Origin of the sequence: Bradyrhizobium sp. CIAT3101 (assembly GCF_029714945.1) — a bacterium.
GTDB lineage: Bacteria > Pseudomonadota > Alphaproteobacteria > Rhizobiales > Xanthobacteraceae > Bradyrhizobium.
Genome location: NZ_CP121634.1, coordinates 9,161,306 through 9,183,853, shown reverse-complemented (window position 1 = coordinate 9,183,853; position 22,548 = coordinate 9,161,306). Strand labels below are relative to the sequence as shown.

The following is a 22,548-nucleotide window of genomic DNA, read 5'->3' as shown; positions in this document are numbered from 1 at the left end:
GGGAGTAGTTTGGCGGAGATTAGAAGTTCGGTACGCTGACCGATCACAAACGAGAGGTCGCGCGGTATGGGTCCCTGCGTTCGCAGGGACGACAGCGGTGATTGGAGCTATCCCCTCACAACGGCTCGTCGTCATTCCCATCGCGATCGCGCTTCGGGGTGGCGATGTCGCCATCCTCGTAGTCGTCGTCGGTGTCGCGCGGCGGCCTGGGCTTTTTGGCCTTGTCGGCTGCGGGCTTCGTTTTCGGCGGTTCGCTCGGCTTGGCGGATTTGGCCATGACTGATCCCGGATGGTGATGCGTCACCCGATTCTCACCGCAAGATCTAAGCGGTTCCTGACTTATCTCAAGGCTGCGACGATAGCGTCAGGCGTGCACCACCGGCCCGCCCGCCTTCTTCCAGGCGTCAATGCCACCGGCGATATGCGCGGTGTTGGAAAGGCCGGCCTCCTTGGCAGCCGCAACAGCCATCGCGGAGCGCTCGCCGAAGGCGCAAAAGAACACGACACGGCGGCCGGTGGCGGCGGCGACTTCGCGCAGCATTCCGCCGGGCTTGAGGCTTTCCTCCACGCTCGGATACGGCGTGTGCAGCGCGCCTTCGAGCATGCCATGCTTCATCCGCTCATTGGTTTCGCGCAGATCCACCAGCAGGATGTCGGGCCGATGGAGTGAGCGGATCGCCTCGGTTGCGCTGAGCGCGCGGCCCTCTTTCTCCAGCTCTTCCTGATGCAGGCCGACCCGCATATTGGCGGGCACCGCCACGTCCATCATCTTCGGATTGGGCAGCTTCAGATTCGCCATCAGCTCGATATATTCGTCGACCGAGCGCACCTGGAGCCGCGGATTGTAGCGCTTCTCCTCGCCGATGGTGGAGACGGTGTCGCCCTTGTAGTCATGCGCCGGAAACACCATCGTCTCGTCGGGCAGTTTGAGCAGCCGGTTGAAGATCGATTCGTACTGCGCGCGCGACGAACCGTTCTGGAAGTCGGTGCGGCCGGTGCCGCGGATCAGCAGCGTATCGCCGGTGAAGACGCGGTCGCCCATCAGATAGGAATAGGAATCGTCGGTGTGACCCGGCGTGTACATCACGTCGAGCGACAGGCCTTCGATGGTGACCTTGTCGCCGTCGGCGACCCGCATCGCCACCACGTCGGCCTTGGTCTGATCGCCCATCACGGTCATGCAATGGGTGCGGTCGCGCAGCTCGCCGAGGCCGGTGACGTGGTCGGCGTGCAGATGGGTGTCGACGGCCTTGACCAGCTTGAGGTCGAGTTCGCGCAGCAGCTGGCAGTAGCGATCGACCTTCTCCAGCACGGGATCAAGGATCAGCGCCTCGCCACCGGGGCGGCTGGCAAGGACGTAGCTGTAGGTGCCCGAAACGCTGTCGAAGAGCTGGCGAAAGATCATGGCAACACCCGGCGTGGACTGGTTTCGACGATTCTACTACGCCGGAGGCCAAGAAGAGAAGTAATGTGCTGTTGAAATAAGAAAATTTAGAAGATTTTTATTGCGGCTTACGGTCTCAGGCGTTTCCACTAACTCGCCGTCGTCCCTGCGTTCGCAGGGACGACAGGCGAGTGTGACGCGCGACGCCAGCCCCCTATGGCCTCACCACCGTGTACCCATTCTCCGCCAGAAACAGGATCTGCCCGACGCCCACCTGCACCGGCGTCGCAGCGGGAATGAACTCCGGCCGCTTGCCCGTCTCCCGCTCGATCGTATCGACCGTGTTGAGGCAGATGTCGAAACGCACGCCCTGCGCGATCAGGCTCTCGACCTGCTTGCGGCGCTCGCTGCCGGATAGCAGAAGGTCGATGCCGGGACCGAAGGCGACGACCTCCACCGCGATCTTGTCGGGGTCGTAAGCCCTGAGCAGATTGTTGGCGACGCTCAGCACCAGCGCCTGCTTCTTCGCGTCGCCGTCGGAGAGCTGCAGCACGATCTTGTGCTCGGCGAACGGCTTGTCCTGAAGCGGCACTTGTTGCGCTGAAGCCAATGTCGGCGCGGCCAGGACGAGCAGCGCCAGCAGCACTGTGCGAAAGATTTGCAGCCGCATCACGCCTATCCTGCAATGCCTGGATTGCCGTCGACGCCCCTGAGCGTGACGCCAGTGCCGAGGCGCTCCTGAAACATCCGGCCCGAGCGCAGATATTTTCCAACGACGTCCCACACCGGGGCGCCCTGCTGGCCGTTGACCGAAGCCCAGCCGGCGACCTTGTAGTGCCTGGTAGCACTGAGCGCCTTGCCATTGGTGAGCTTGAGCTCCGAGATGCGGCTGCCGATCGCGTTGGTGGGGCTGCAGGCGTAGCTCAGCCCGCCGGCGCGCACCATATCGCCGCCTTGCTGGTAGTAGGGATCGGTGTTGAAGAGATTGTCGCAGATGTCCTCCAGCACGTCCTTGATCTCTGCGCCGGTCATCTCCTGCACATAGGTCTCGGGATAGGTGATCGCGGTTTCCGCGAGCACGTCCTCCATGGTGATCGGCTGGCCCGACAAGGCGGTGACGCCCCAGCGGAAGCCCGGCGACAGCGCGATCTCGGCGTCGAACTCGGTGCGCAGCGCGGTGCAGATCAACTCGTCGACGGGACCAGCGAAATTGTCGCGGCGATAGAGCAGGCGATCCGGCGTTGCGATCTTCTCCGACCAGTCGGTCACATGCGGCGCGCGCAGCTTCCCGATCAGTTCCGCCATCGCAGGGTCGGGCTTCAGCAACTCGGAATAGACCGGCAGCAGATGATACCTGATATCGCTGACCTTGCCCTTGTCGAGCGCGAGATCGAGCACGCCCAGAAATTTCCCGTTGGAGCCGGCATTGGTGACGAGTGTCGTACCGCTGGCGTTCTTCACGGCGATCGGCTGCGGCACGGCATCATGGGTGTGGCCGCCGAGGATGACGTCGATGCCGGTGACGCGGCTGGCGAGCTTGAGGTCGACGTCCATGCCGTTGTGCGACAGCAGGATCACCGCATCGACCTTGTCGGCGCCGCGCAAGCTGTCGACCAGCTTCTGCAGCTCTTCCTCGCGGATGCCAAAGGTCCAGTCCGGCGTGAAGCGCTTGGGATGCGCGATCGGCACGTAAGGAAAGGCCTGGCCGATGATCGCGACGCGATGGCCACCGAGCTCCTTGATGGTCGATGGCTTGAACACGCGCCCCGTCGCCTTGTCGAAGGCAGGTGCGTCGTTGAACGCCGCTTCCTCGGTCAGGAAGACGTTCTGTGCCAGAAACTCGCCCTTGAAGTGCTCGAGATTCTCCCGCAACGCCTGCTCGCCATAGGTGAATTCCCAATGTCCGGTCATCGCCTCGATGCCGAGCAGATTGGCGACCTCGACCATGTCACGGCCCTGCATGATGTTGGCAAGGCCGGTGCCCTGCCAGAGATCGCCGCCGTCGACCAGCATCGCGTGCTTGTCGCCGACATCGCCGCGCAGGCGGTCGATCAACGTCTTCAGATGGGCGAAGCCGCCGAGCTTGCCGAAGCGTCCAGCGGACTTCTCGAACTCGACACAGCTGAAAGCATAGGCGTCGGCGCTGTCGGGCCGGATGCCGAAGTGCTCCAGAAACGCGCGGCCGACCAGATGCGGCGGCCGTCCCGCCATCTCGCCGATGCCGATATTGACGCTGGGCTCGCGGAAATAGACCGGGTTGAGCTGCGCATGCGTGTCGGTGAGGTGGAGGATCCGCGCGTTGCCGAACCGCTCGATGTCGTAAATGCTCGCGGCTTCGGTGCCGCGCGCAAACCGCGGCAGCGCAAGCGATGCGGCAGCAATGGCTGAGCTCTTCAGGAAATCGCGGCGGCGGATCGCCATCACCAATTCTCCGCACCTATTCTCGGCAGTTCGACGGTTCCGGTGTCATCAAGTCTAGCGGATTTCCATCGCCTTCCAGGCCTCTTTTTCAGAGGTCGCCTGGAAGACGGATGCTTTCGCCAGCGCTTCAGCCTCTTTTGCTGCGGCCACGGCGCGGTCGAAATCGCCGCCGTCGCCCGCCTTCTTGGCGGCCGCCAGCGTCGAGACGGTCGTGGTCCACTGGTTGCGCATGCCGGCTGCCTCCTTGGACGCAGCCTCCGCGGCAGCATAGGCCGCCTTGTAGTCTGCCTCGTCTGCCGCGCGCGCCATCGGCGCGAAGCTCAGGGCCAGCAACATGGCGAGGGGAAGTGACCGCTTCATGGCCGCGCTCCCGGTCCTGAAATCGGCAGGCCGTTCGCGACGTAGGAGAGGAAATATTCGACGTCGCGATATTCATCGGCCTGCGGCTCCAGCGGAACCGCGCGGGTCTGGCTGTTGCAGGTGATGAAGCGGCGGCTGGTGGTGCCCATGCCGCTCCATTCGGAGCGGTAGATCGGCATTGCGTTCAGGATACCGAGCGCCGGCGCCAGGATCTCGGCGCGGATGCGCTCGCCCGGGCTTTGCACATGGCAGCTCGCGCAGGAGAAGTTCAACTGGCCGCGGCGGGTGTAGAAATAGCGCTTGCCGTTCTCGAACGCTTCCAGTGCGCGCGGATCATCGGGGATCTTGATGTCCATCAGCTGGCCACGCGACGTGACCGCCATATAAGCGGTCAGCGAGGCCATCTCGTCCTTGACGTAGGAGTAGGGTGCCTCGCCATTGGCCTCGCGGCAGCGGTTGAGCGCGAGCTCCAGCGTGACGACCTTGCCCTCCTTGGTGTCGAAGTAAGGATAGTTCTGGCGAATGCCGATGCCGCGGTTCGGGAAGCAGTCGCCGTAGGTCCTGCCGTTCTTGAACGGCGTCGCAAACATCTCCCTGCCGGCGTCGAGCGCGAACTCGTAGGGTGGAAACTCCTCCTTCTCCTGCCATTGCCGCTTCATGTCCTCGTTCATGGAATAAGGACCGTTGACGAAATCCTCGTGCTTCACGTTCGGAAACTTCTGGAAGAAGAAGTTCTGGAACGCCTTGGCGTCAGCGACGGGATCGACCTTGTCGGCGGCAACCACGCGCGGAGAGGCGAGTGCGAACGCGACCAGCGCGGCGCTCAACGTGCCAAGCAGGAGGGCGGTGCGGGCCTTCATCACGCGATCTTCGCAGTGATCTGGTCGGACCCACCCTTGTTGTCGGTCCAGGAGATCTTCAGGTCATCGCCCTTCTTGGCGCCCTTGAAGCTGAACTTGACGTAGGGGTCCTTGGAAATCGCGGTGCCCCAATCGGCGACGAAGACGTCCTTGCCGTTACATGTGAACTTCAGTTCCTGGATGTAATGCGCAGGGATCAACTCGCCCTTGGCGTCCTTCACCAGGCCGGTATCCATCGGGTGCTGGATCAGCGTCTGCACCTCGGTGATGTCGCCGGTGGACGTTGCGCGTACGCGAATGCTGGATGCCATGATTGTTCTCCTTCGCGCCTCAGCCGCCGCAGCCGCCGACGGTGACCTTCACTTCCTTGGTCGCGCTGTAGAGCTTGCCGTCGGCTTCCACGATCGCGGTCACGTTGCTGGTCTTGGCCATCTTCAGGCGATTGGCGACAGCGGGGATCGTGCCGTCGGGAAATTTGTAGGACGCGGCCAGCGCGCTCGGGTTTTCGGCGACGAAGAACGAGATCGACGTGACCTTGTCGAGCGTCGTCGTCACCGAGATCGGCACCACGCCGCCATTCTCGGCGATCTCGGGCGCATCGAGCTTGACCTTGTCGGAGGGCTCGGCGGTCCTGCCATAGAGCGCCTTGATCGCGTCGGCCTCGTTCTTCAGCTTGAACGCCTCTTCCGGATATTTGTCGTTGGCCGCGGCGCGCGCGGGCGCGAACGGCAGATTGCCGAGGCCGATCAGGGCGACGCAAGCCGCGCCCTGAAGGATCAGGCGCCGTGTCGGATGAGGATCGGTGTTCGTGTTGATCTCAAATCTCTTGGTCATCTGAAATCTCATCTGGGTTTCTGGGCCTGCCCTTAAAGCGTCTGCAGGAAATCAACGATCGCGTCGATCTCCTGATCGGTCAAAAGCCGGTTGCGGCCGAACGGCGGCATCATCGTCTGCGGATTGCGCTTGGTCTCGTCGAACAGGATCGCGACCAGCTCGTTGCGGTCGGGGTATTTTGCCTTGATGTCCTTCAGCTCCGGCCCGATCGTGCCCGGCAGATCGCCGCCCTTGATGACGTGGCAGGTCAGGCAATTGCCCTTGCCGCGGTCGAAGGCGAGCTTTTGGCCCTCGGCGATGGCCGACTGTGTCCACGCCGGGCGCGCGGCGAGGCCCGTGAGGACGATCAGCGCGAGGAGCAGGGCGGGCTTGCGAGGAAAGGCGGTCACGGCGTCGTTCCGAGGCTTATATGTCTGCAAAAGATACTGTTTCAAAAGCACAAAGGGCATGCCGTGACAATCAAGACTATGCAGGGCGCAAAATGCCGTTAATATCTTCCGCATTGCAACTGAAGAGATAAATCGTTCATCAAGCCGGCATTAACCGGCGCCTGGCTGGGGCGTTTGGCCCTTGTTGCGTTTTCGTGTGCTTTCTCATTTTCCGGGGACATCAATTGGCTGAATATGTCGTTGAATTTGGCAGGGACGGCGGGAGGGTCGAATCCGACGGCCGTCTCGATGCGCCGGCCTTCCATCGCAATCACGAGCCGCTCTGGGCGGCGCTCGAAAAGCATCTCGCCGGACGATCGGGCGATGTGGTCGAGGTCGGCAGTGGAACCGGCCAGCACGTGGTCCATTTTGCCCGCCATACGCCTGAGCTCGTCTGGTGGCCCAGCGACCTCAATCAGCGCCATGTGAAGAGCATCGAGGCCTGGCGCGTGCATTCGGGCCTGTCGAACGTCCGCTCGCCGTTGCGGATCGATCTTGTCGATCCCGACTGGTGCCCGGAGTTGAAGAGCGGGCAGGGGCCGAACAATCTCGCGGCCGTGTTCTGCGCCAATGTCATCCACATCGCGCCCTGGACCGTGGCCGAGGGCCTGTTCGCCGGCGCGGGCCGTTATTTGCGGTCCGATGGCCGGCTGTTCCTCTACGGCCCGTTCAAGCGCGACGGCAAGCACACCGCACTCAGCAACGCCGTGTTCGACACCTCCTTGCGCGAAGGCAACCCCGAATGGGGCGTGCGCGACGTCGGCGATGTCGAGACGCTGGCGAAGGCTGCGGGGCTTCGTCTCATCGACACGATCGAGATGCCCGCGAACAATCTGACGCTGGTGTTTGCGCGCGGCTAGGGCGCTTGGCGGCTGGTCGGCCTGCATGGTTCGAGACGCGCCGCAAAGCGGCGCTCCTCACCATGAGGGTTGCGTATCTCGCCGCGAACCGAGACCTCATCCTGAGGAGCCGCGGAGCGGCGTCTCGAAGGATGGCCGCGAGCTCCTTGAGCTAGCGCGCAGGCGGCCCTCACACCTGTCCGTCCCGCCACCCGATCTTCTCCTTCAGAAACTGAAAGCCGAGCACCTGGAAGCCGGCGCGCTCCTTGTTGTCCTTGCCGTAGCCGTGGCCGCCGGCGGCCGGCTCGTAGAACCAGGCCTCGTAGCCCATCGCCTGCAGCTTGGCCGCCATCTTGCGTGCATGGCCCGGATGAACGCGGTCGTCGCGTCGCGTCGTCGCGATCAGGATCGGCGGATAGGACTGACCGGGCTTTGCATTGTGATAGGCCGAGTAGGTCTTCAGCCACTCCCATTCTTCCGGCTTGTCGGGGTCGCCATATTCCGCGATCCAGCTCGCGCCCGCGAGCAGCTTTGTGTAGCGGCGCATGTCGATCAGCGGGATGGTACAGAACAGCGCGCCGAAACGCTCGGGGTATCGCACCAGCATGTTGGTGATGAGGATGCCGCCGTTCGATCCGCCCTGCGCGGCGATTCGTTTCGGCTGCGTCACGCCGCGTCGCACGAGATCGGCGGCAACGGCCGCGAAATCATCATGCGACAGCTTCTTGCCGGCGTAGCGGCCGGCATCGTGCCAGCGCGTGCCGAACTCGCCGCCGCCGCGCAGATTGGCCTGCACCGTGGTGCCGCCGCGCTCCAGCCACAGCTTGCCGAGCGACGAATTGTATTCCGGGCGAATCGTGACGCCGAAACCGCCATAGGCCGTCATGTAGACCGGCGCATCGCCGGTCTCGCCCGCCGGGCCAGTCTGCACATAGGGAATGCGCTCGCCGTCGACCGAGATGGCCTCGTGCTGCGTCACCACGAGGCCGTCGGCGTTGAACGTCTTCGGCGCTTGCCTCAGGACCGTCGGGCTTTCGACGCCGCGCTCGATCAGCATCAGCGACGGCGGCGTCAGCGGGTCCTGCACATTGGCCAGGAGGTCGCCATTGCTCTCGGACTCATGATGATCGAAGCGCCAGACATCGACGACACCGATGTCGGGGAGGCCGCGCAGCATCTCGCGGCTCCAGGCTGAGGCGGACGGCGTGCAGATCTCGAACACCGGCCGCAATTCGTCGAGAATCGAGAGCAGCAGCTTGCCGTCGGCCCAGGAAAATCCTTGCAGCGCGCGGCGTGCGCCTGGCTCGAACAGGATAGCGAAATTGCGATCGCCGGCGAGAAAGGCCGAGAGCGAGATACCGAGCACGCTGTCTGCGGCGTAGGTGGCACCGCCGACGCTCCAGGCCGAGCGCAGCTTGATGGCGAACCAGTCACGGTGAGCCTGCAGCCAGATGTCGGAGGGAAGGTCGAGCTTGACGGTCGCGCCGGTCTCGGTGCCGAGCCAGAGGTCGAAATTGAAGAAGTCGAGTCGGTCGATGAACCAGAACCGCGGTGTCTCGCCGGTCCGGTCGACGTCGCAGGAGGTGCTCATGCGATCCGGCGTGGTCTCGAATACCACTCGCGCATTTTCGACCGGCTCGCCGCGCCGCCACAACCGCACCGTCCGCGCATAGCCGGAGGTCGTTGCCATGTCCGCGCCGCCATAGGCGCTCGACAACAGCACCGTGTCGGCATCGACCCAGTCGACGCTGCCCTTGGCTTCCGGCAGCATGAAGCCACCGGCAACGAAGCTCTTCGTGTTGAGGTCGAACTCGCGCATGGTGACGGCATCGCTGCCGCCGCGCGATAGGCTGAGGATCGTCTGCGGCGCATCGCCGGGAAGCGAGCTCGACCAGTTCAGCAGCCAGTCTTCGCCTTCGCCTGCCGCGAGTTTGTCGATATCGAGCAGCGTCTCCCAGGACGTCTCGGGCTTGCGAAACTCCGCCATGGTGGTTCGCCGCCACAGGCCGCGCGGGTTCGTTGCGTCCTTCCAGAGGTTGTAGAGCAGGCCGTCGCTGCGGCCGACATAGGGGATGTTGTCGGATCGGTCATAGATTGCGGCCAGGATATCGCGGTCGCGCTCGAACGCCGCGCCGCCGAACTGGTCCAGCGTCAGGCGGTTCTGCCGCTCGACGAAATCGAGCGCGCGGGTGCCCTCGACCTCCTCCAGCCAGAGCCAGGGATCGTCGTCGGGAGCGCTGAGCGTAGGCCTGTCATCGACGGACATGAACGAAACTCCCTGAGACCGGCGGCGGATAGGATTTGATCGAGCGCAAGCCGTCAAGAGCGTGGGCCGGGTATCATCGGCCCGATTGCGTCAGAGGCATGGCCTGCGCCCGTTTGCGCCGGTTGCCCGGCTCTTTCGGCCCCTCCATAGTGCCGGGAATCACCAAGCCTTTTGGGCGGAAATGCCGATGATTGACGTGACTGCAGCCAATGAGATCGCCGACGACGCGCGCGTGCGCGGCAACGTGGTGCGCCTCGCCGCAGCCCAGGCGCTGACCGGCGCCAATTCGGCCGTGATCTTCGCCACCGGCTCGATCGTCGGCGCCACGCTCGCCCCCGACATGTCGCTCGCGACCGTGCCGCTCTCGATGTACGTCGTAGGCCTTGCGGCCGGCACGCTGCCGACCGGCGCGATCTCGCGCCGCTTCGGCCGCCGCTGGGCTTTTGTGATCGGCACCGGTCTCGGCACGCTCACCGGTCTGATCGGCTCGTTCGCGATCTTGCACGCCTCGTTCGCGCTGTTTTGCCTCGCGACCTTCCTCGGCGGCCTCTACGGCTCGGTCGCGCAATCCTATCGCTTCGCCGCGGCCGACGGCGCCAGTGCGGCCTACCGCCCCAAGGCGGTGTCGTGGGTGATGGCGGGCGGCGTGTTCGCCGGCGTGCTCGGTCCGCAGCTCGTGCAATGGACCATGGACATCTGGTCGCCGTATCTGTTCGCGTTCAGCTTCCTGGTGCAGGCGGCCGTCGCGCTTGTTGCGATGGGCATCGTCGCCGGTGTCGACATGCCGAAGCCGGCACCGGCCGATCTGCATGGCGGACGTCCGCTGCTCACCATCGTGACGCAGCCGCGCTTCATCGCGGCAGCTTTGTGCGGCGTCATCTCCTACCCCATGATGAACCTGGTGATGACCTCGGCGCCGCTCGCCATGAAGATGTGCGGCTTGAGTCTCTCCGATTCCAATTTCGGCATTCAATGGCACATCGTTGCCATGTATGGCCCGAGCTTCTTCACCGGCGCGCTGATCGCCCGCTTCGGCGCGCCGAAGATCGTCGCTTGCGGCCTGCTGCTGGAAGCCGGCGCCGCCGGCATCGGCCTTTCCGGCATCACCGCGATGCACTTCTGGGCGACCTTGATCGTGCTCGGCGTGGGCTGGAATTTCTCCTTCATCGGCGCCTCCGCTTTGGTGCTGGAGACGCACCGTCCGCAGGAGCGCAACAAGGTGCAGGCCTTCAACGATTTCCTGGTGTTCGGGATGATGGCGATCGGCTCGTTCTCCTCCGGGCAATTGCTTGCGAATTACGGCTGGTCCGCGGTGAACATGGTGGTGTTCCCGCCGGTCGTGCTCGGTCTCGCCGTGCTCTCGCTGGCGTCGTGGGCCCGCCGCCGCAAAGCGCAGCTGGATGCGGCTATGGGCGAGTTCCCGGACGCGATCTGACGCATGATCCGGAAAAGTGTGCAGCGGTTTTCCGACAAGATCATGCGCAACAGAGTGGCGGGAGGATGTCAGCAACGTTGATACTTCGATCCCGATCGAAGTGATTTTCTGCTCGCGCATCGATACATGATGGTCGTCATGGACAGAAAATCACAACGCGGGGGATACGAAGGAGAAGCGCAAATGCTCGACAATCCCCACCACGCCACGCCGATCGACGAATCCTCCCTCCGCTACGAAGGCTGGCGCATCGTCGCCGTCTGCTTCCTGCTTGCGACCTTCGGCTGGGGGCTCGGCTTCTACGGCCAGAGCGTCTATGTCGCCGAGCTGCAGCGCGCGCGGGGCTGGCCGGCGTCGCTGATCTCATCCGGCACGACGTTCTTCTATCTTTTTGGCGCGCTGCTGGTCGTCTTCGTCGGCGAAGCCGTCCGGAAATATGGCCCGCGCATCTGTCTCATCGCCGGAACGCTGGCGATGGCGGCAGCCGGCGTCGCGATCGGCGCGGTGCGCGAGCCCTGGCAGCTTTATTTGGCGGATGCGGTGCTCGCCTTCGGCTGGGCCGGCACCAGCCTCGCCATGATCACCAACACCATCAGTCTCTGGTTCGACCAGAAGCGCGGCATGGCGATCAGCCTGGCCCTGAACGGCGCCAGTTTCGGCGGTATCGTCGGGGTGCCGCTGCTGGTGATGATGATCAGCCATATCGGTTTCGCCAGCGCGATGTTTGCCACCTCCGGCGCCATGCTGGTGCTGCTCGTGCCGGTGATCCTGCTGGTCGTCGGCCGGCCGCCCGATCTCCATGGCTGGCATGGGGCGGCGACGGCAAAGCCGCAATCCTCGGCGGAGATCCGCTCGCGCGCGCTACGCGATGTCGGCTTCCTCACCGTGACGATTGCGTTCGCGCTGGTGCTGTTCGCGCAGGTCGGCTTCATCGTGCACCTGATCTCGTTCCTCGATCCCGTGATCGGGCGCGAGCGTGCCGCCGTAGCCGTTGCGGTGCTCACCGCGATGGCGGTGATCGGCCGCGTGCTGTTCTCGATGGTGATCGACCGCCTCAACCAGCGCCTCGCCTCGGCGCTGTCGTTCCTGAGCCAGGCCGCGGCACTGTGCGTCGTGATCAATCTGCACAATGATTACGTGCTGATCGCGGCCTGCGCGGTGTTCGGCTTCTCCGTCGGCAATCTCATCACGCTGCCGTCGCTGATCGTGCAGCAGGAGTTCGACAGCGCCTCGTTCGGCGTGCTGATCAGCCTCAACACCGCGATCAACCAGGTGACGTATGCGTTCGGTCCTGGCGTGGTCGGCTTTCTGCGCGATTGGTCCGGCGGCTACGCGCTGCCGTTCTATCTCTGTATCGCGCTGGAGGTGGCCGCGGCCGCGTTGATCATGGTGCGGGGCAAGCCAAGATCAAAACTCTCGTAGGGTGGGCAAAGGCGCACCGCGCCGTGCCCACGATTTCTCGATGAGTCAGCAGGAGTGCGTGGGCACGCTTCGCTTTGCCCACCCTACGAGACCTACGCCTCTCGCTGCTTCAGCAATCCCTCAACGTCGAGCCGCTTGGTAAACATCGCGAGCTTCCCGTCCGGCCCGAACGGCCATTGCTCTCGCGGCTTGTCCCAATACAGCTCCACGCCGTTTTCATCGGGGTCGCGCAAGTAAAGCGCCTCGCTCACGCCGTGGTCGCTGGCGCCGTCCAGCGCAATGCCGGCCGTCAGCACCCGGTGCAGCGCGTCCGCCAGCGCCGGCCGCGTCGGATAGAGGATCGCGGTGTGAAACAGTCCGGTCGTGCCCGGCGGCGGCGGCGAGCCGCCCTTGCTCTCCCAGGTGTTGAGCCCGATGTGGTGATGGTAGCCGCCCGCCGAGATGAAGGCCGCGCCTGATCCCATGCGCTGCATCAGCTCGAAGCCGAGCACGCCGCAGTAGAAGCCGAGCGCGCGATCGAGATCGGCGACCTTGAGATGGACGTGGCCGATCCTGGTGCCGGCGGCGACAGGTGATGATTGCGACATGTGGCTGCTCCGTGACTGAACCCCACTTATGCCGGGCTTCGGGACAGCGCTACTGGCCGATCCCGAAACGCAGCGTTTCCATACGTGAAACCTAGGACAGCTCCGGTACCTCGCCCTCCGGCAGCCCGAACTCGAACGTGTTCAGCGTCATCGACACCATCGTGTAATAGCCGCAGAGACCGATCACCTCGACGACGCCGCGCTCGCTCAGCAGCGCAACGGCCTCATCATAGAGCCCCTTCTCGACGCCGTGGCCCTCATGCAGCGATTTCGCGAGATCGTAGATCATCTTGCCCTTGGGGTCGTCGAACTCGGGGGTGCGGCGATCCCGGATCGCGTCGATGATCCTGGGGTTCATGCCGCCGGCGATCGCGAGGCGCTTATGCGCATACCATTCGTAATGCGCGGTCCAGTGCCGCGCCGTCACCAGGATCGCGATCTCCGAAAGCTTTGCCGGGAAGATCGTGTCGTAGCGCAGGACTTCGCCGAGCCGCGTGGCGTGACGGGCCATGTCGGGGCTGTTGAGCCAGGCCATCATCGGCGCCGGCGGTTTGCCGCGTTTGCCGGCAATCGACTCGTCATAGGTCTGCCGCTGGCTCTCGTTCATTTCGCCAGGCGAAAGAAGTTTCAGGCGCATTCGCGTTTCCTCTTTGTTTTCAAGCACCGTCGCGGTTGCGACTATAGCCGATGCGCTCAATGGAAGTGGTTGAATTCCGCAGTGCGATGGCCCAGAGTCGCCGCCAACAAGTTGTGATTGATGGAAACGACCATGAGCGAATCTGAGACGGCTGATCTCGAACAATTCCGCAGCGAGACGCGCGCCTGGCTGGAAGCGAACTGCCCGCCGGAGATGCGCAAGCCCGCGACGGCTGACACCGACGTGTTCTGGGGCGGACGCAACGCAAAGTTCGCGTCCGAGCCGCAGCGCATCTGGTTCGAGCGCATGCGCGACAAGGGCTGGACCGTGCCGGACTGGCCGAAGGAGTATGGCGGCGGTGGTCTCAGTGCTGCCGAGCACAAGGTGCTCCGTTCCGAGATGGGAAGAATCGGCGCGCGCCAGCCGCTGTCGAGCTTCGGCATCTGGATGCTAGGGCCTGCGCTGCTCAAGTATGGCAACGAGGCGCAGAAGAAAGAGCACCTGCCGAAGATCGCGGCGGGCCTGATCCGCTGGTGCCAGGGCTATTCCGAGCCGAACGCCGGCTCCGATCTTGCCTCGCTGCAGACCCGCGCCGAGAGCGATGGCGATGATTTCGTCATCACCGGATCGAAGATCTGGACGTCCTACGCCAACTACGCCGACTGGATCTTCTGCCTGGTCCGCACCGATTCGGCTGCGAAGAAACACGATGGCATCAGCTTCATCCTGTTCGACATGACCTCGAAGGGCGTGACGACGAAGCCGATCCTCCTGATCTCCGGCTATTCGCCGTTTTGCGAAACCTTCTTCGACGGCGTCCGCGTGCCGAAATCGCATGTGGTCGGCACCGTCAACCGCGGTTGGGACGTTGCCAAATATCTGCTCCAGCACGAGCGCGCGATGATCTCGGGCATGGGCGAGCGCGGCGTCGGCCGTCCGCTCGGCCAGATCGCCGCGGATTCCGTCGGCTCCGATGCGCAAGGCAAGCTCGATGATTCCATGCTGCGCGGCCGGATCGCGACGTTCGACGTCGATGAAGCGGCCCTTGCCGCCTGCGCCGAACGCGCGGTCGATCTCGCCAAGGCCGGCCAGGCGCATCCGGCTTTCTCGTCGGCGATGAAATATTATGGCACCGAGCTCAACAAGCGCCGCTACGAGATCCTGATGTCGGCCGGCGGCGTCGATGCGCTGGAATGGGAGAGCGAGCGCTCGCGGCAAGGCGCCCGTCCGCGCGCCTGGCTGCGCACCAAGGCCAATTCGATCGAGGGCGGCACGTCCGAGGTCATGCTCGGCATCGTCGCCAAGCGCATCCTGGATCTGCCGGGGGCCTAGGGAAAGTCCTCATCCTGAGGAGCGGCCGCAAGGCCGCGTCTCGAAGGATGGCCACGGCCTTCATGGTTCGAGACGGCGCTAACGCGCCTCCTCACCATGAGGGTCACCACCGTATTCAATCGAACAGAACTTTGTTGGAGCCCGTCATGGCCCTCGTCCTCACCGAAGAACAATCAATGCTCCGCGACAGCGCGCGCGGGCTGATCAGCGACAAGGCGCCGGTGTCGCACCTGCGCGGCTTGCGCGATAGCAAGGATCCCACCGGCTTCTCCAAGGAGCTGTGGCACTCCTTCGCCGAGATGGGCTTTGCCGGCCTGCTGGTGCCGGAAGAGTTCGGCGGCAGCGGCCTCGGCTTTATGGAGGCCGGTGTCGTTATGGAGGAGATCGGCCGCACTCTGATGCCGTCACCGTTCCTCGCCACCAGCGTGGTCGCGGCCTCGGCGCTGAACCGCGGCGGCAATGCCGCGCAGAAGTCGGAGTATCTGCCGAAGATCTCCAACGGCTCGCTGCTCGCGACGCTTGCGATCGACGAGGGCGCAAAGCACCGCCCGCTGCAGACGAATCTGCAGGCCGTGCGCGCCGGCAACGGTTTTAAATTGTCCGGCGCCAAGGCGCTGGTGGTTGATGGTCATGTCGCGGATCTCTTCATCGTTGCTGCACGTACCGCCGGCGCGGCCGGTGAGCGCGACGGCCTGACGCTTTTCCTGGTCAATCCCAAAGCCAAGGGCGTTGCGATCGAGCGCACCATCATGGTCGACGCGCACAACGCGGCGCGGATTGAGTTGGCCAATGTCGAGGTCAACGCCGACAGCGTGCTCGGCGAGGTCGATCAGGGGGCGGCTCTGCTCGACGGCGTGCTCGATATCGGCCGCGGCGCGGTCGCCGCCGAAATGGTGGGCTTGAGCGACGAGGTGTTCAACCGCACCGTCGAGTACCTGAAGAACCGCAAGCAGTTCGGCAAGCTGATCGGCGAATTCCAGGCCCTGCAGCACCGCGCCGCCGAGCTCTATGTCGACATCGAGATCACCCGCGCCGCCACCATGAAGGCGCTGCAGGCGCTGGACGCAGATGTCGCCAAGGCCGCCTCAGCCGTTGCCGTCGCCAAGGCCCGCGCCGGCACCACCGCCACCCGCGCGGTGCAGGAAGGCGTGCAGATGCATGGCGGCATGGGCATGACCGACCAGTTCGACATCGGCTTCTTCATGAAGCGCGCACGCGTGTGCGAGGAATTGTTCGGCGATGCGAACTACCACACCGAGCAGCTGGCGCGCGCGCGGGGGTATTGAGGGGGAAGGGGCACTGCGGCGCCCAAATACAGGTGTCGTCCCGGCGAACGCCGGGACCCATAACCCCAGGGAGTAGTTTGGCGAAGGCTCGGAGTTAAGCAGCCTCCCCGCGGTACTGTCACCTGCGCTTATCGATAGATCACGCGGTATGGGTCCCGGCTTTCGCCGGGACGACACCAGACCGTCCTACCTCATCGGCGGCGCGTACTGCACGCCACCGGCGTTCCACAGCTGGTTCATGCCGCGCGGGATCTTCAGCTGCGATTTCTCGCCGATATTGCGCTCGTACATCTCGCCGTAATTGCCGACGCGGCGGATGATGCGCACGGCCCAGTCCTTGGTCAGGCCGAGCTGCTCGCCGTAATTGCCTTCGGTGCCGACCAGCCGCATCACTTCCGGCTTCTTCGACTTCAGCGCGTCGTCGATGTTCTCCGAGGTGATGCCGAGCTCTTCGGCGTTGATCATCGCGTAGAGCGTCCACTTCACGATCATCATCCAGTCGTCGTCGCGCTGGCGCACGACGGGGGCGAGCGGCTCCTTGGAGATCATGTCCGGCAGGATCATGTGATCGCCGGGCTTCGACATGTTCAGCCGCAGCGCATAGAGCTGCGAGACGTCGGCGGTGAGCGTGTCGCACTTGCCGGTGTCGTAGGCCTTCACCACGTCTTCGAGCTTGTCGAACTTCACCAGCTCGTACTTCATGTTGTTGGCTTTGAAGTAGTCGGCGAGGTTGAGCAGCGTGGTGGTGCCGGCCTGCACGCAGACCTTGCTGTCGGCGAGATCGAGCGAGGTCTCCTTGTTGCGCGAGCGCGGCACCATGAAACCTTCGCCGTCGTAATAGGCCACCGCCGGGAAGTAGAGATCGTAGTCGAGCTCACGCGACATGCTCCAGGTCGAGTTGCGCGAGAGGATGTCGACCTTGCGGCTCTGCAGTTCCTTGAAGCGCTCGCTGGCGTCGAGCGGCACGAAGCGCGCCTTGCTCGGGTCGTCGAAGATCGCCGCGGCGACCGCGCGGCAGAAGTCGACGTCAAAGCCGGTCCAGTTGCCCTTGTCGTCGGGGATCGAGAAGCCCGGCAGGCCCTTGTTGACGCCGCACAGCACTTCGCCGCGGCGTACCGTGCGCTTCAGCGTGCGGGTGTCGTAGAATTCGTAGACGACGGCCAAGGCGCCGACCAGCACGGCGACCGCGAGCCCGATCAGCAGGCCGCCTCGAAATGTGCGCATCATGTTGCTCTCTCGAAAAAATCGGGAAATGGAATTCTGGCGAAGGCGGGAAGCACGATCCAAGGGGATCGTGCTCGAACGATGGACTTAGAGCTCGGGCTTCTGCCGGATGACCACCTTGGTGCCAACAGGGACGCGATCGTAGAGATCGGCGACGTCATTGTTGACGAGGCGGAAGCAGCCCGAGGACACCTTGGTGCCGATCGTGTCGGGACGGTTGGTGCCGTGGATGCGGTAGACCGTGGTGCCGAGATACATGGCGCGGGCGCCGAGCGGGTTGCCGGGGCCGCCGGCCATGAAGCGCGGCAGATACGGCTGGCGCTGGATCATTTCCGGCGGCGGCGTCCAGTCCGGCCATTCCTTCTTGTTGGTGATGTTCACCAGCCCCTGCCACTGAAAACCGTCGCGGCCGACGCCGATGCCGTAGCGGATCGCGCGCCCGCCGGGCTGCACCAGATAAAGGTGGCGCTCGGTGGTCGAGATGATGATGGTGCCGGGCGGCTCGGTGGTGCGGTAGTACACGACCTGCTTCTGCCATTCCGGATCGAGCTGATAGCTGTCGTCGGCAATCAGTCCGGGCTCGTCGCCGCGGTCCGGCTGCTGGGCGAAGGCGTGCGGTGCGGACAGGATCAGGCCGATCGCAGCCACAAGCGCCCCGGTCAGGCGACGAACATCCGTCATTTCAAGCTCTCCCCGCTGCCACAGCGCAAATCGTTACGAACCATCTGAACTCAGGGGCAGCTTCGTGGCAAGTTAAAGGCGCGCCTGACTGGTATGTCACGAGAATGCTTTGGTTTTTTGACGGGAATCAACACCCAGGAACAGGGTGGATTGGCGCGAAAAGCCGCGTCTGCTGTCTCACCCACGGGTTGAGGCGTCCTGGATTTGATTGGCCGCCGCCTCGATCCCGAGCCGCCGGACGATCTCCGCGCCCACGGCACGGGCCTCGTTGCGCGAGCCGATGCGGGGGCTGCGAAACCGTCGCCCCGAGCGCAGCCGGATCGTCAGGATGCAATGCTCATCCTCGGACCGGCCGCGACGGTCGACCGTGATCGCCTTGACGTTGGGCCCTTCGATCGTGTCCTCGCGCGGCTGGCCGTTGCCCCAGAGCCGTTCGACGCGGATGTCGCCTTCGCGGATCACCCAGAAGGCGCCGGTGACGAGATTGGCGAATCGGTAGACGCCGAACGCGGCGAGGACGCCAAGCGGCAGCAGCGTGTAGTCGATCCATTGGGGCTGCAGGCCACGCCAGAGCCTGTAGGCATAGGGTGCGACGCTCAGGGCGACGGCGATCAAGGCCGCGATCCGGATGTCTCTTTGGGAAAACGGCTCGACGGGGTCGCCAAGACGCATCTCGGGATTGCTGGCGTCGAGTGGATTAACGGGGGCCTCGACGTCGGGAACGTCGAATTGCGCCGCGATCCGCGCCACGGTGTCACGCACATGCGTGACGTCGGAGAGGGGCGGGGAGGTCAGGCGCTCGCCCGAAGCAAGCGTGAAGGCGAGCTGGAAGCGGGCTTTCGCAGTTTTGCTGCCGGGAACCTGAAGTCCCGTGATGTCGTCTTTCGCGACGATCCGTGTCTGGAGCTTCCCGAATGGACGCTGCTTCCCGATCAGGATTTCAGCCGGCGTGATGATCCACACCACCGCCGGCGCCAGCATGACGACGCCGACGAACGCGGCGCCCGCCAGCAGCGCGACCACGGAAATGATGATTTCGAGGACGTCGTGCGTGAACAGTCCCGGCGTGAAACACAGCGCAACAGCCGCCGCAGACCCGGCCACGACCAGCCGCTGCGCGATCGAGGAGCCTTCGCGAAGGCGGATGTCGTTGCTGGTGGTCGCGTCGTTCATTGCGGCGGCTGATTTGCGTTGGCGCGCGAAACTCCACGGACGGGTCCGTGGAGTCAAGCAGCACACCGCCGCCTGCGGCATCAACTCTCGGCGTTCAGCAGCCTGGCCACGGTGCGGTCGATCTCGTCATAGCGGCCTTCGCCTTCGTGCTGGAACACGATCTTGCCGTTCTGGTCGATGATGTATTGCGCCGGCCAATACTGGTTGCTGTAGGCGTTCCAGGTCTTGGAATCATTATCCTGCGCCACCGGATAGGTGATGCCATGACGCTTCAGTGCGGCCTGCACGTTCGAAGCCGAACGCTCGAACGGGAATTCCGGCGTGTGCACGCCGACCACGACGAGGCCCTTGTCCTTGTATTTTGCATAGAGGTCGGTGACGTGCGGCAGCGTGTTGACGCAGTTGACGCAGCCATAGGTCCAGAAGTCGACCAGCACGACCTTGCCGCGGAGGTCGGCGATGTTGAGCGGCTTCGAGTTGAACCAGTTGCTGATGCCGGCGAAGTCGGGCGCGGTCACCGCCTGGCGCGCGGCCGCGACCTTCACCGGCGCTGCGGGCGTGGCTTCGTCGCAGATGCCGGGGATGACGGCGCCGGTGACGGCGAAGCCGATCAGCGCGGCGGAGACGGCGAGCAGTTTGAAGGTCATGGATGTGTTCTCCGTTGAGAGGTGAAACGATCACAGGCCGATCTGGCCGGTGGGATAGAAGCCGGTGAGCCACGCCACGATCAGCGTGTCGTATTGGAAGTAGGCGGCGAGCGCGAAGGCGATCACGACGACGCCAAAGCCCTGCTGCAGACGCGGCGAGATGCGCGCGAGGCTGCGCACACGCGTGGTCGCGGCCTGTCCGCCATAGGCGATCGCGAGCATCGGGATCGCAGCACCAATCGCGTAGGCGACCAGCAGCGTGCCCGCCCAGGCCAGATTCCTGGAGGTCGCGACCAGCGTCAGGATCGAGCCGAGCACGGGGCCGGCGCAGGGTGTCCAGACCAGGCCCAGCGTGGTCCCGAGCACGAGACCGCCGAGCGCGCTTTCGCGCTGCATGCCGGCCGCACTGCCGAGATTGAGCCAGCCATTGAGCCGGATCGACAGCCATTCGAAGGGCGCCGGCCACAGCATCAACAGGCCGAAGCCGAGCAGCAGAATCGACGCCGCCTCGCGCAGCACATTCGGATCGAAATCGAACAACCGCGTCAGCGCGCCGAGCAGCAGCGCCACCGCAGAGAAGGAAACGACGAAGCCGAGCGCGATCATCGCGGGCCGCAGTTGCGACGTGCGCCCGATCGAGGCGCCGAGCAGGATCGGCAACATCGGCAGCGTGCAGGGCGCCGCAATGGTGAGGATGCCGGCGAGGACAGCGAAGAGGAGTTCGAGCATGGGGCACTCGTGATTGAGGTCACGAGGGCAGTTCGGGATGGAGACGGGGATCGTTACGCGGCGTCACGCGCTCGTGACGGGGGCGCTGCCGATTGCCCCGCCCCAAATAAAAACGACCCGGAGGGGGGCATCCCGTCCGGGTCGTTGGAGGTCTTGGGAGGTTTAACGAAACCGTATGTGATCTTTATAGGGACGAAGTTTTTCCGCCGGATGTTGTGGTTTGTTTCATTTGTTTCGTCGGCGGTAACGCTTTCGTGTCCCGGGACAGGGCCGATAATCCGGTCCTATCCCATTGAAATCCTTTGCCTTAGGCGGCGAACCGGTCGACGCCGCAATTCTTAAGCAGATCGGCGAGCTGCTTGCGGGCGTAGAACATCCGGGTCTTCACCGTGCTCTGGGGGATGCCGATGATCTGCCCGACCTCCTCCACCGACTTCTCATGGTAGTAGACGAGGGTGATGATCTCGCGATGCGCGGGTGACAGTTTCTGCACGCAGGCGCGAAGGATGGCGCTGGTGTCGCTGCGGTCGAGCGAGGTCTCGGGCGTGTCATTACCGTCCGGGATCTGCCGCACGTCCTCCTGATCGATATCCTCGAACCGGCGCTGGCGCATCGCGGTGAGCGCCTTGAAGCGGGCGATCGAGAGCAGCCAGGTCGAGACCTGCGAGCGGCCCTGGAACTGTCCGGCGGTCCGCCACACGTCCAGGAACACCTGGCTGACCAGGTCTTCCGCCGTGGTCGCGTCCCGCACGATGCGCAGGATGAAGCGGTAAACCCGCACGTTATGACGGCAATAGAGGATGTGCATGGAGGTCCGGTTGCCGTCGGCAATGCTCTCAAGGAGCATATCGTCCGAGGTCGCCTGAGCGGCAATGATGCTCTGGCTGGCTTGGGCGTTGATGGCGATGACGTTCGGCATTGACTTAGCTCCCCGGTGCGCCGCAACCGAGCGGCGTTTCCTTGGATCAAAGTGTTAATGAGCCAACGTTTCGGGACGTCTGCACGAAAAGGGGAAAATGGTTTCGTGCGCTGCCAAATTGTTTCGTCGGACCAGGCGCGACGAAACATTCGGACCAAAAAAGCGTGGAATTTCAATGTACGGAAAATACGGGAGTGTGGATTCGGACTAGGCCGAACGGGTGGGAACGTATTTGGGGGGTCTTGCGTTCGCGGCGCACCACGCACAATGGCGTCGTCCCCGGGGGCGTGCGGATCGCCGGGACGGCGGTCCCGCAGGGGGCGCCGCCCTTACGCCTTCTCGCCTGCGGGCGAGAACAGATAACCGCCACCGCGGATGGTGCGAATCACGGCGGGCTTGGTCGGGTCGGGCTCGATCTTGCGGCGGATGCGCATGATGCGGAGATCGACCGCGCGGTCGAAGGCTTCGGCGTCGCGCGCATTGGCCAGTTCGAGCAGCCGCTCGCGCGACAGCACGCGCTTCGGATTGGCCGCAAACACTTTCAGCAGTCCGAATTCCGACGCGGTCAAAGGATGCTCGTTGCCTTCGTCGTCGCGCAGCGCCTGGGCTTCAAGGTCGAGCCACTTCGTCCCGAACCGAACAAGCTGATCCTTGTCCGATTTCGCGGGCGTAGCGTCAGCCGCCGCGGCTTTCACCGGCGTGCTCCGCCGTAGCACCGAGCGGATGCGCGCCATCAGCTCGCGCAGCTCGCAGGGTTTTGCGACGTAATCGTCGGCGCCGAGCTCGAGGCCGACCACGCGGTCGATCGGGCTCGCGGTTGCCGTGAGCATGATGACGGGCACGTTGATGCGGCTCTTGAGGTCGCGGATGATCGAGAGGCCGTCTTCCTCGGGCATGTTGAGGTCGAGCACGACGAGGTCGGGCATGCTGCCGTCGATCGCGGTGCGCAAGGACTTGCCGCCGTCGCACAGCGTCACGGTGAAGCCGTGCATCTTGAGGTAATCGCCGACCATCTCCCGGGCCGGGGCCTCGTCGTCGACGATCATGATGTGCTGGCTTTGTGTCATGTCACAGAGATCTCGGC

General features: G+C 64.2%; 24 protein-coding genes. 5 read left to right on the top strand and 19 right to left on the bottom strand.

Going from position 1 to position 22,548, the window contains the following annotated elements; genetic code table 11:
* Nucleotides 1-115: 115 nt before the first annotated feature.
* From QA645_RS42540 to soxX, 9 genes are all read right to left on the bottom strand, one after another.
* The gene (locus QA645_RS42540) at nt 116-277 is read right to left on the bottom strand and encodes a hypothetical protein (RefSeq protein WP_254135030.1); all 162 of its coding nucleotides are present in this window, start codon (nt 275-277) and stop codon (nt 116-118) included.
* A gap of 87 nt (nt 278-364) precedes the next feature.
* On the bottom strand, nt 365-1,405 hold the full coding sequence (locus QA645_RS42535; RefSeq protein ID WP_254196014.1) for an MBL fold metallo-hydrolase: 1,041 nt from the start codon (nt 1,403-1,405) through the stop codon (nt 365-367).
* 193 nt (nt 1,406-1,598) lie between these two features.
* Nucleotides 1,599-2,054, bottom strand: coding sequence for a hypothetical protein (locus tag QA645_RS42530; protein WP_283047108.1), 456 nt, complete (start codon nt 2,052-2,054; stop codon nt 1,599-1,601).
* A 5-nt stretch (nt 2,055-2,059) separates the two neighbouring features.
* The gene (gene soxB, locus QA645_RS42525) at nt 2,060-3,805 is read right to left on the bottom strand and encodes a thiosulfohydrolase SoxB (protein WP_283047106.1); all 1,746 of its coding nucleotides are present in this window, start codon (nt 3,803-3,805) and stop codon (nt 2,060-2,062) included.
* A 54-nt stretch (nt 3,806-3,859) separates the two neighbouring features.
* Nucleotides 3,860-4,165, bottom strand: a complete 306-nt coding sequence (locus tag QA645_RS42520; protein WP_254135027.1) for a hypothetical protein — start codon at nt 4,163-4,165, stop codon at nt 3,860-3,862.
* Nucleotides 4,162-5,025 (bottom strand): sulfur oxidation c-type cytochrome SoxA, encoded by an 864-nt coding sequence (soxA, locus tag QA645_RS42515; RefSeq protein ID WP_283047103.1) that lies wholly within the window; start codon nt 5,023-5,025, stop codon nt 4,162-4,164. The genes QA645_RS42520 and soxA overlap by 4 nt, the downstream gene beginning before the upstream one ends.
* Nucleotides 5,025-5,336 carry a thiosulfate oxidation carrier complex protein SoxZ gene (soxZ, locus tag QA645_RS42510; RefSeq protein ID WP_283047101.1) on the bottom strand — a complete coding sequence of 104 codons (312 nt, stop codon included), beginning with the start codon at nt 5,334-5,336 and terminating at the stop codon, nt 5,025-5,027. The genes soxA and soxZ overlap by 1 nt, the downstream gene beginning before the upstream one ends.
* Nucleotides 5,337-5,355: 19 nt before the next feature.
* Complete coding sequence (soxY, locus tag QA645_RS42505; protein WP_283047099.1) at nt 5,356-5,859, bottom strand: thiosulfate oxidation carrier protein SoxY; 504 nt, start codon at nt 5,857-5,859, stop codon at nt 5,356-5,358.
* Nucleotides 5,860-5,891: 32 nt separating this feature from the next.
* A complete protein-coding gene (gene soxX, locus QA645_RS42500) occupies nt 5,892-6,248 on the bottom strand; it encodes a sulfur oxidation c-type cytochrome SoxX (protein ID WP_283047097.1) in 357 nt (118 codons plus the stop codon).
* A gap of 224 nt (nt 6,249-6,472) precedes the next feature.
* Between soxX and QA645_RS42495 the strand changes: the two genes are divergently transcribed.
* Nucleotides 6,473-7,147 (top strand): DUF938 domain-containing protein, encoded by a 675-nt coding sequence (locus QA645_RS42495; protein ID WP_283047096.1) that lies wholly within the window; start codon nt 6,473-6,475, stop codon nt 7,145-7,147.
* A gap of 169 nt (nt 7,148-7,316) precedes the next feature.
* On the opposite strand, the gene QA645_RS42490 is transcribed toward QA645_RS42495, so the two are convergent.
* A complete protein-coding gene (locus QA645_RS42490) occupies nt 7,317-9,392 on the bottom strand; it encodes a prolyl oligopeptidase family serine peptidase (protein ID WP_283047094.1) in 2,076 nt (691 codons plus the stop codon).
* A 187-nt stretch (nt 9,393-9,579) separates the two neighbouring features.
* Between QA645_RS42490 and QA645_RS42485 the strand changes: the two genes are divergently transcribed.
* Together QA645_RS42485 and QA645_RS42480 are read left to right on the top strand one after the other, a co-directional pair.
* Nucleotides 9,580-10,827, top strand: coding sequence for an MFS transporter (locus QA645_RS42485; RefSeq protein WP_254135020.1), 1,248 nt, complete (start codon nt 9,580-9,582; stop codon nt 10,825-10,827).
* A 183-nt stretch (nt 10,828-11,010) separates the two neighbouring features.
* A complete protein-coding gene (locus QA645_RS42480; RefSeq protein WP_283047091.1) occupies nt 11,011-12,249 on the top strand; it encodes an MFS transporter in 1,239 nt (412 codons plus the stop codon).
* Nucleotides 12,250-12,341: 92 nt separating this feature from the next.
* Here QA645_RS42480 and QA645_RS42475 read toward each other — a convergent pair whose 3' ends face one another.
* Together QA645_RS42475 and QA645_RS42470 are read right to left on the bottom strand one after the other, a co-directional pair.
* Entirely contained in the window at nt 12,342-12,836 is a 495-nt protein-coding gene (locus tag QA645_RS42475) for a VOC family protein (RefSeq protein ID WP_254135018.1), read from the bottom strand.
* A gap of 91 nt (nt 12,837-12,927) precedes the next feature.
* The gene (locus QA645_RS42470; RefSeq protein ID WP_283047088.1) at nt 12,928-13,473 is read right to left on the bottom strand and encodes a carboxymuconolactone decarboxylase family protein; all 546 of its coding nucleotides are present in this window, start codon (nt 13,471-13,473) and stop codon (nt 12,928-12,930) included.
* A gap of 132 nt (nt 13,474-13,605) precedes the next feature.
* Here QA645_RS42470 and QA645_RS42465 point away from each other — a divergent pair, with 132 nt between their 5' ends.
* Complete coding sequence (locus QA645_RS42465; RefSeq protein ID WP_283047086.1) at nt 13,606-14,805, top strand: acyl-CoA dehydrogenase family protein; 1,200 nt, start codon at nt 13,606-13,608, stop codon at nt 14,803-14,805.
* 146 nt (nt 14,806-14,951) lie between these two features.
* Nucleotides 14,952-16,091 carry an acyl-CoA dehydrogenase family protein gene (locus QA645_RS42460; RefSeq protein ID WP_283047084.1) on the top strand — a complete coding sequence of 380 codons (1,140 nt, stop codon included), beginning with the start codon at nt 14,952-14,954 and terminating at the stop codon, nt 16,089-16,091.
* A 186-nt stretch (nt 16,092-16,277) separates the two neighbouring features.
* Here QA645_RS42460 and QA645_RS42455 read toward each other — a convergent pair whose 3' ends face one another.
* The 7 genes from QA645_RS42455 to QA645_RS42425 all read right to left on the bottom strand — a co-directional run bounded on the left by QA645_RS42455 (nt 16,278) and on the right by QA645_RS42425 (nt 22,531).
* Complete coding sequence (locus tag QA645_RS42455) at nt 16,278-17,315, bottom strand: amino acid ABC transporter substrate-binding protein (protein WP_254196349.1); 1,038 nt, start codon at nt 17,313-17,315, stop codon at nt 16,278-16,280.
* A gap of 87 nt (nt 17,316-17,402) precedes the next feature.
* Complete coding sequence (locus tag QA645_RS42450) at nt 17,403-17,996, bottom strand: L,D-transpeptidase (protein WP_254135015.1); 594 nt, start codon at nt 17,994-17,996, stop codon at nt 17,403-17,405.
* 177 nt (nt 17,997-18,173) lie between these two features.
* A complete protein-coding gene (locus tag QA645_RS42445; protein WP_283047082.1) occupies nt 18,174-19,169 on the bottom strand; it encodes a hypothetical protein in 996 nt (331 codons plus the stop codon).
* 80 nt (nt 19,170-19,249) lie between these two features.
* Nucleotides 19,250-19,816 carry a thioredoxin family protein gene (locus QA645_RS42440; protein WP_283047080.1) on the bottom strand — a complete coding sequence of 189 codons (567 nt, stop codon included), beginning with the start codon at nt 19,814-19,816 and terminating at the stop codon, nt 19,250-19,252.
* 30 nt (nt 19,817-19,846) lie between these two features.
* Nucleotides 19,847-20,545: a cytochrome c biogenesis CcdA family protein gene (locus QA645_RS42435; RefSeq protein WP_283047079.1), complete on the bottom strand. Its 699-nt coding sequence runs from the start codon at nt 20,543-20,545 to the stop codon at nt 19,847-19,849.
* Nucleotides 20,546-20,852: 307 nt separating this feature from the next.
* Nucleotides 20,853-21,464, bottom strand: coding sequence for a sigma-70 family RNA polymerase sigma factor (locus QA645_RS42430; protein WP_254135011.1), 612 nt, complete (start codon nt 21,462-21,464; stop codon nt 20,853-20,855).
* A gap of 329 nt (nt 21,465-21,793) precedes the next feature.
* Nucleotides 21,794-22,531: a response regulator gene (locus QA645_RS42425; RefSeq protein WP_254135010.1), complete on the bottom strand. Its 738-nt coding sequence runs from the start codon at nt 22,529-22,531 to the stop codon at nt 21,794-21,796.
* Nucleotides 22,532-22,548: the final 17 nt, after the last annotated feature.